This is a genomic window from Phenylobacterium sp. (genome assembly GCF_036402295.1).
In the GTDB taxonomy this organism is placed as follows: domain Bacteria; phylum Pseudomonadota; class Alphaproteobacteria; order Caulobacterales; family Caulobacteraceae; genus Phenylobacterium.
Map to the genome: position 1 here is coordinate 1 of NZ_DASWTE010000208.1, position 6,539 is coordinate 6,539.

Genomic DNA, 6,539 nt, shown 5'->3' on the forward strand with positions numbered 1-6,539 from the left:
CGACCAGGAGGCGGCGGTGAGCGGGGCGTCCGGGCCGTAGGTGCGTTCCTCGAGGGCCGCGCGCTTGCGGGAGGCGCGCTCCAGCTGCTTCCAGTCACCGGCGGCCTGCGCCGCCTCGGCCTGGACGACGAGCGCCTGCCAAGCCGCGCCCTCCGCCGCCGTAGGGGCGCGCGGAGCCGCGGCGGCGGACGCGCCGACGACGATACTGATTGCCGCGCAGGCCCCGACGCCTGCCCGACAGATGCCGGAACGCATACTCCCGTCCCTTCAACGAATCTCCCGTGACTCGAGCCTACTCGCTTACGAGGCGAGTGCGCATGGGGCCTGACGTCGCGTGTGGTGCGGGGCCGATGTAGCCCATCCCCGCGGGCCCTTGAACCGCCTGCGAGCGGATTGATCCCGTAATCTCCGGACTCGACGGGCATCCCGTAGGGGCAGTCCCGTGGGTTCGACAGCTTGTCCTCCGCGTCCAACCCCCGCAAGCTGACGGGGTGCGCGAGTTGGGCCGCACGTGACGGCGACACCATGGACCTCGAGTTGCATGATGAGGATCTCGCCTTCCAGGCCGAGGTCCGGACCTTCCTCGACGAGAACCTGACGCCGGAGCTGCGCGCCGCCGGCGCGGGGCTGACCAGTGTCTTCTGCGAGCCGCGGTTCAGCCTGCCGTGGCAGCGCATCCTGCACGCCCGCGGCTGGGCCGCGCCCAGCTGGCCGAAACAGTATGGCGGCCCGGGCTGGACCGACGTGCAGCGCTCGATCTTCTCGGCCGAATGCGCCCGCGCCGGCGCGCCAAGTCTCTCGCCCATGGGACTGAAGATGGTGGGCCCGGTGATCATGGGCTACGGCACGCCCGAGCAGAAGGCGTTCTTCCTGCCGCGGATCCTCTCGGGCGAGGACTACTGGTGCCAGGGCTACTCCGAGCCGGGCTCGGGATCGGATCTCGCATCGCTTCAACTTCGCGCCGTAAGCGACGGGGGTGACTACGTTCTCTCCGGATCGAAGATCTGGACGACGCACGCCCAGTTCGCCAACCGCATGTTTTGCCTGGTGCGCACGTCGACCGAGGGCAAGCCGCAGCAGGGCATCACCTTCCTGTTGCTGGAGATGGACACGCCCGGCATCGAGGTGAAACCGATCATCACCCTGGCCGGCGAGCACGAGGTGAACCAGGTCTTCTTCGACAACGTCCGGGTCCCCAAGTCGGGCCGGGTGGGCGAGGAGAACCAGGGCTGGACGGTGGCCAAGTACCTGCTCGAGTTCGAGCGGGGCGGGGGCTCGGCGCCCGGGCTGCAGGTAGGGCTCAAGCGCGCGCAGCGGATCGCAGAAGCCGCCTACGGCGACGACGTCGGCCACCGCCGCCGGCTGGCCGAGGCCGAGATCGCGATCACTGCGATCGACATGTCCGAGCGGATGGTGCTGTCGGCGCTGGCGGGCGGCAAGAACCCGGGCCCGGCCTCGTCGATGCTGAAGATCAACGGAACCGAGGCCATGCAGCGGCTGGACGAGATCTCCATCGCCGCGCTCGGACCCTACGCCGGCGTCGACCAGCCGGCTGCGCGCGAGCCGGGCTCGAACGCTGAGCCGGTCGGGCCACGAGAAGGCCTCGTTGCCATGCCACGTTATCTGAACAACCGGGCCGCCTCGATCTACGGCGGCTCCAACGAGATCCAGAGGGACATCATCGCCCGGCTCGTGCTCGGGCTGTGAGGGAGTGAGACCATGAGCCTGCTGCTGAACCTGCGCCGCCCGCCCTACCGGACCTACTCCATCACCCAGCTGTGCCGCGAATTCGGCGCGACGCCGCGGGCGCTGCGCTTCTACGAGGAGCAGGGCCTGCTCTCGCCGGCCCGCCGCGACACCGCCCGGGTCTACTCCTACAAGGACCGGGCGCGGCTGCAGCTGATCCTGCGCGGCCGGCGGGTGGGCCTATCCATCGCCGAGATCCGCGACATCCTCGACACCTACGACGAGGAAGGCGGGCCGGCGCAGGACGCCGAGGCGCTGCGCATCCACAAGCGCCGCATCGAGCAGCTGCAGACGCAGCGGGCGCACGTGGACGAGGCGATCCAGGAACTGGAGCAGGCCGCCCAGCACCTGACGTGCAAGTATCCGGAGCTCAAGGAAGGCGAGGCCAAGCCGCAGGCGTGAGCGCGAGAGCCTAACGCCAGCCGCGGTCGCGGGCGGCCCGCTCCTGCGTCGCATCCAGCACCTCGCCCGCCAGTTCGCGATCCACGGCGGCCAGGACCTCGGGCGGCAACTCGCTGGCGGCGGTGCGGTAAGCGGGCGCGTCGGCCGGCATCCAGCGGGTTGCGGTGCGGACCCGCCAGCCGCCGTCCTCGCGGCAAGCCAAGCCGGCCACGCTGTTGCGGCGGCTCTGGAAGGTGCGGCAGTAGTGGCCCGCGCCGTTCTTGAACGTGAGCCCGATGCGGACCGCGCCCGGCTGTGGCGCGAGCTGGTCCTCCAGCGCCCGGGCCAGACCGGAACGGGCGGCCAGCTCGGTCCCGACCCCGATCTTCGGCTCCGCCGGCAGCACGAAGCGACCGGCCAGGACGCCAACCACCAGACTGGCCGCCATGCCCGCCCACGCCAGGTAGAGCCGGCGCGGCGGCGCGTCGTTGGCCGCCTGGGCTGCGAGGGTCAGGCGCAGCGGCACGGGCTCGTCGGCGACAGGGTCGTAGGCGTCGCTCAGCTTCTCGCCCAGCTCGCGATGCGCGGCGACTTCGGCGGCGAGCGCGGGGTCGGCGGCCATCTCCGCCTCGAAGGCCTTGCGGGCGGCCGGGCGCATCTCGCCGTCCAGCCAGGCCATGATGCGGCTAAGGCGTTCGGTCATGGCGCGGCCTCCCCGAAGCTGCTGAGCAAAGCGGCGCGACCGCGGCCCAACCGGCTGGTCAGCGTGCCTTGCGGCACCTCCATCACCTCGGCGGCCTCTTTGTAGGACAGCCCTTCCACCAGCACGAGGGCCACGGCCAGCCGCTGGTCGTCGGGCAGGCGCGCCATGGCCTCGGCGACCGAGCGGGCGGCGAGCCGGGTCTCCATGGCCGCGGCGCCGTCGGCGCCGGCGTTCTCCCCGGCCTCCTCGGCGGAGAAGACCTGGGCGCGGCGGCTTCGGGCGCGGGCTTCGTCAATCCAGGCGTTCTTCATGATGCGGAACATCCAGCTGTCGAGGCGGGTCCCAGGACGCCACTGGCCGCGGTGGAGCAATGCGCGCTCCACCGTCTGCTGCACCAGGTCGTCGGCGTCGGCCACGTCGCGGGCGAGCGCCCGCGCCAGCCGGCGCAGGCGGGGCAACAGCTCGACGATCGCACGGTCCAGTCGCTCCAAGGATCCGCCTTGTTTGAGGATGAAACGGACGGCATGCGCCGTTTCATCCCTGTGGTCCCGAAAAAAGCCAAGCTCTGGCAGTAACGCCGAAGCTCGCCGGAGGCGCCAATGACATTGCGCAAGTTTGCTCTGCTGCTGGCTGCGGGCCTGGCCCTGGCCTCGCCGTCGCGCGCGCAGCTGGTCGGCGGTTCCCTGCCGCAGGTCGGCGGCGTGCTGCCCGGCGGCGTGGGCGGCGCGGTCGACGGGGTCGTGGGACGGGCGTCGCGTCTGGCGGATACTGACCGCACCTTGGCCATGGTGATCGACGTCGTGGAACCGTACCGGCGTCAGGCCCGGGACCTGCTGCGGCGTCACGCGGCGGCGGTCGAGGCCGACGATCTGGGACGGCCGGTGGTCCGCGGCGAAGTGGCCGGCCTCGGGATCTCGCCGGAAGCGTTGCAGCGCGCACGGGCCGCGGGGTTCGCGGTTGCGCGGCAGGAGACGATCGAGGGGCTCGACGTGAGCGTCGTCGTGCTGTCGCCCCCGCGCGGGATGACCGCGCGCGAGGCGGTGCGGCGGCTGCGGGATTTGGACCCTGCCGGACGCTACGACTTCAACCACATCTACTTCGAGAGCGGGGCGACGGCCGCGCCCGTCTTCGCCGCGTCGACGACCGCGGCAAGGTCCGGGGAGGGGTTGCGCATCGGCCTGGTGGACGGGTCGGCCTCGCCGAACCATCCGGCGCTTGCCCGCGTGCCGCTGACCCAGAAGGCGTTCGCGCCGGGCGGGGCGCGCGTGACGGCGCATGGCGCCGCGGTCGCCTCGCTGCTGGCGGGATCCGCCGGGCCGTTCCGGGGCGCGGCGCCCGGGGCCTCGCTGTTCGTCGCCGACGTCTACGGGCCGACGCCGGCCGGCGGCTCGGCGCTTTCGGTGGCGCGCGGGCTGGGCTGGCTGGCCCAGATGCGCACCCCGGTGATCAACGTCAGTCTCGTGGGGCCGCCCAACACGGTGCTGGAGACGGCGGTCTCGGGGCTCGTGGCGCGGGGACACCTCATCGTCGCTGCGGTGGGCAACGACGGTCCGGGCGCGGCGCCGCTCTATCCCGCCGCCTACCCTGGCGTCGTTGCGGTGGCGGGTGTGGATGGCCGCCGCCGCGTGTTGCCCGAGGCCGGCCGCGGCGCGCATGTCGGGTTCGCCGCGCCCGGGGCCGACATGACGGCGGCGGACCTGAAGGGCGGCTTCGGTCGGGTGCGCGGATCCTCGTTCGCTGCGCCGCTCGCCGCCGGCCTGCTGGCGCAGCGGCTCTCCGCGCCGGATCCGGCGGCGGCACGGCGGGCCCTCGAGGCGCTCGGCCGCGAGGCGCTCGACCTGGGCGCGCCGGGGCCCGACCCGATCTACGGGCGCGGCCTGGTGGCCGCCGAGCTGGCCACCCGACCCGCGGCGCTTGCGGCTCGCCGCTGACTTTTTCTGCGACGGGCCGGGATGAAACCCTGAGGCGCCGTCGTTGGACCTCCCGGAAGACCTTTCCAACCCGGAGATCCGACCATGCATGTGAAACCCTTCCTGCTCGCCGCCGCCCTGTCGACCGGCGTCCTCCTGGCCGGATCGGCCAGCGCCCAGCTCCTGGGCGGCAGCCTCGGCGGCGCGCTGACGGGCGGCGGCGGCCTCACCGGCGGCCTCGGCGGAGTCACGGGCGGCCTGATGGGCTCGGGCTCGGCTCAGGGCGCCGGCCGCCTCGGCGTCGACCCCAGCGACCTCACGTCCCGCGTGGGCGAGACCACGGGCCGCGTGCGCAGCAAGGCGGCGGGGGCCAAACGCGCGGCGGCCGAGACGGCTCAGTCCGCTTCGGGCCAGGGGCAGGCCGCGGCCGCGGGCGGTCTCGGCCAGCTGCTCGGCGCCGCGAGCGGCGCAGGCCAGGCGGCGGGCTCGGCTTCGGGTCAGGGTCAGGCCGCGGCCGCGGGCGGGCTTGGCCAGGCGCTCGCCTCCGCGAGCGGCGCGGGCCAGGCGGCGGGCTCCGGTTCCGGCCAGGCCTCGGGCCTCCTGCCCAACGCCCCGAGCGCGCCGGGCCTCCCGAGCGTCCCGAGCGCGCCAGCCGCCTCGACGTCCGGTTCTGGCTCCGGCTCGGGACAGGGTTCGGGCTCGGCCTCGGCGGCGCCCCTCGGCGTCTCGGCCGATGTCAGCTTCGGCGCCCAGGCTTCCGGTTCGGCGTCGACTCCCCGCTGACCGGGCGCGTCGGGTCGGCTCGGCGGAGAGGCCGAGTGGCGAGCGGACCCAGCGCAAGGGCCGCCGGAGCGATCCGGCGGCCCTCAGTCTGAACGTCGTCCGGCCCCGCCCCTGGCGAGGCTAGAGGTCGACCCAGGCCTGGAACGAGCGGTCCACCAGGGTCGACCTCGCGGACGGCAGGGGCGCGCGGATCGTGAAGGCGGCGCCCTTGTCGCTGTTGACTGTCAGCACGCCCTTCAGGTCGCGCACGATGGCGGCCACGATCGACATGCCCAGGCCGCCATGCGCCGAGCGCCCCTCGCTGAGACCCTTGCCCTGGTCGGCGACCGTCAGCACCAGTTCGTGGCCGTCGCGACGACAGGTCACCACCAGGCGACCGCCCGGCTTGCCGTCATAGGCGTGCTTCGCGGCGTTGATGGCGAACTCGTTGATGGCGATGGCGACCTGCTGGGCCATGTCGCCCGGCACGGTGGTCAGATCGGACTGGATCGAGCAGGTAAGGCCCGTCGAGGCCGAGATCGCCTGGCAGAGGCCGGCGAGGAAGGGGCTCATCTCCACAGAGGGCCGGTCGGCGTGCTCATAGAGGTAGCGGTGCAGCTCGCCCACGGCCACCAGGCGGGCCCGGCTGGCCTCGAGGGCGGCCTGGGCGAGCGGATCGCGCGCGCGCAGCTGCTCGAACACGAGCATGTCGGCCGCCAGCTGCAGGCTGTTGGCGATGCGATGGTTCAGTTCCTGGATTTGGCGATCCTGGTCGGCCAGTCGGGCCCGAGCGTTGGAGAGCTCGCGGGCCAGGCTGGCGTCGGATGTCGCGGCGCTAGCGAGCATAGAAGTTGCACCCAAATCTATAGTGAAGCTTGTTTCCTCTACGGGCCGTCGCATTTTGCGTCGTCAGACATTCAACAACGAGTTGCAGTCGTCAGTTCCCAAGGTTGCAGAATAAATGGGGCGGAAGAAGGGCGTGTGCTCAACGCACGCCCAGGAATTCTCGCATTAACCTTTTGGCAATACTTGAGGCG

General features: G+C 72.4%; 8 protein-coding genes. 4 read left to right on the forward strand and 4 right to left on the reverse strand.

Annotation, left to right across the window (positions count from 1 at the left end; translation table 11 throughout):
* A partial coding sequence (locus VGD44_RS13010; RefSeq protein ID WP_331087660.1) for a hypothetical protein occupies positions 1 to 255 on the reverse strand: 255 nt, incomplete at its 3' end.
* Between the two features lie 270 nt (positions 256 to 525).
* On the opposite strand from VGD44_RS13010, the gene VGD44_RS13015 reads away from it, so the two are divergent.
* The gene (locus VGD44_RS13015) at positions 526 to 1,707 is read left to right on the forward strand and encodes an acyl-CoA dehydrogenase family protein (RefSeq protein ID WP_331087662.1); all 1,182 of its coding nucleotides are present in this window, start codon (positions 526 to 528) and stop codon (positions 1,705 to 1,707) included.
* A gap of 12 nt (positions 1,708 to 1,719) precedes the next feature.
* Entirely contained in the window at positions 1,720 to 2,148 is a 429-nt protein-coding gene (locus VGD44_RS13020; RefSeq protein ID WP_331087665.1) for a MerR family DNA-binding transcriptional regulator, read from the forward strand.
* 10 nt (positions 2,149 to 2,158) lie between these two features.
* Here VGD44_RS13020 and VGD44_RS13025 read toward each other — a convergent pair whose 3' ends face one another.
* Both VGD44_RS13025 and VGD44_RS13030 read right to left on the reverse strand, forming a co-directional pair.
* Entirely contained in the window at positions 2,159 to 2,830 is a 672-nt protein-coding gene (locus tag VGD44_RS13025; protein ID WP_331087667.1) for a hypothetical protein, read from the reverse strand.
* Positions 2,827 to 3,321, reverse strand: coding sequence for a sigma-70 family RNA polymerase sigma factor (locus VGD44_RS13030; protein WP_331087669.1), 495 nt, complete (start codon positions 3,319 to 3,321; stop codon positions 2,827 to 2,829). Before VGD44_RS13030 ends, VGD44_RS13025 begins: the two co-directional genes overlap by 4 nt.
* Before the next feature lie 108 nt (positions 3,322 to 3,429).
* On the opposite strand from VGD44_RS13030, the gene VGD44_RS13035 reads away from it, so the two are divergent.
* Both VGD44_RS13035 and VGD44_RS13040 read left to right on the forward strand, forming a co-directional pair.
* Complete coding sequence (locus VGD44_RS13035) at positions 3,430 to 4,761, forward strand: S8 family serine peptidase (RefSeq protein ID WP_331087671.1); 1,332 nt, start codon at positions 3,430 to 3,432, stop codon at positions 4,759 to 4,761.
* An 84-nt stretch (positions 4,762 to 4,845) separates the two neighbouring features.
* Entirely contained in the window at positions 4,846 to 5,523 is a 678-nt protein-coding gene (locus tag VGD44_RS13040; RefSeq protein WP_331087673.1) for a hypothetical protein, read from the forward strand.
* A 120-nt stretch (positions 5,524 to 5,643) separates the two neighbouring features.
* On the opposite strand, the gene VGD44_RS13045 is transcribed toward VGD44_RS13040, so the two are convergent.
* Positions 5,644 to 6,348, reverse strand: a complete 705-nt coding sequence (locus VGD44_RS13045) for a sensor histidine kinase (RefSeq protein WP_331087675.1) — start codon at positions 6,346 to 6,348, stop codon at positions 5,644 to 5,646.
* Positions 6,349 to 6,539: the final 191 nt, after the last annotated feature.

Excerpts from the sequence above, each read along its gene's own strand:
- VGD44_RS13045 (WP_331087675.1), bottom strand. The coding sequence starts at position 6,348 with ATGCTCGCTAGCGCCGCGACATCCGACGCCAGCCTGGCCCGCGAGCTC.
- VGD44_RS13020 (WP_331087665.1), top strand. The coding sequence starts at position 1,720 with ATGAGCCTGCTGCTGAACCTGCGCCGCCCGCCCTACCGGACCTACTCC.
- VGD44_RS13025 (WP_331087667.1), bottom strand. The coding sequence starts at position 2,830 with ATGACCGAACGCCTTAGCCGCATCATGGCCTGGCTGGACGGCGAGATG.
- VGD44_RS13040 (WP_331087673.1), top strand. The coding sequence starts at position 4,846 with ATGCATGTGAAACCCTTCCTGCTCGCCGCCGCCCTGTCGACCGGCGTC.
- VGD44_RS13015 (WP_331087662.1), top strand. The coding sequence starts at position 526 with ATGGACCTCGAGTTGCATGATGAGGATCTCGCCTTCCAGGCCGAGGTC.
- VGD44_RS13035 (WP_331087671.1), top strand. The coding sequence starts at position 3,430 with ATGACATTGCGCAAGTTTGCTCTGCTGCTGGCTGCGGGCCTGGCCCTG.